Source organism: Pseudomonas sp. 2822-17, assembly GCF_002742485.1.
In the GTDB taxonomy this organism is placed as follows: Bacteria; Pseudomonadota; Gammaproteobacteria; order Pseudomonadales; family Pseudomonadaceae; genus Aquipseudomonas; species Aquipseudomonas cyclaminis.
Genome location: NZ_LJRZ01000317.1, coordinates 1 through 269, shown reverse-complemented (window position 1 = coordinate 269; position 269 = coordinate 1). Strand labels below are relative to the sequence as shown.

1 protein-coding gene is annotated in these 269 nt (G+C 40.5%); it reads left to right on the top strand.

Annotated features, from left to right (window positions below; translation table 11 throughout):
- Positions 1–269, top strand: a 269-nt coding sequence (locus AOA60_RS07575; RefSeq protein ID WP_305887047.1) for a S16 family serine protease, incomplete at both ends; no start/stop codon positions are given.

Genomic DNA, 269 nt, shown 5'->3' with positions numbered 1-269 from the left:
GTCTATTGATTCTGATTTTCATGAAAAACATGATATCCATATCCATGTTCCAGAAGGTGCTGTTCCTAAAGATGGACCAAGTGCAGGTATCACGATGGCAACAGCATTGATATCAGCCTTGACTGGTAAGGCAGTAAGAAGAGAAGTGGGAATGACTGGCGAGATTACTTTACGTGGTCGTGTATTACCAATTGGTGGTTTAAAAGAAAAGTCAATGAGTGCTCATCGAGCAGGTATAACCCATATCATTATGCCAAAGGATAACGAAA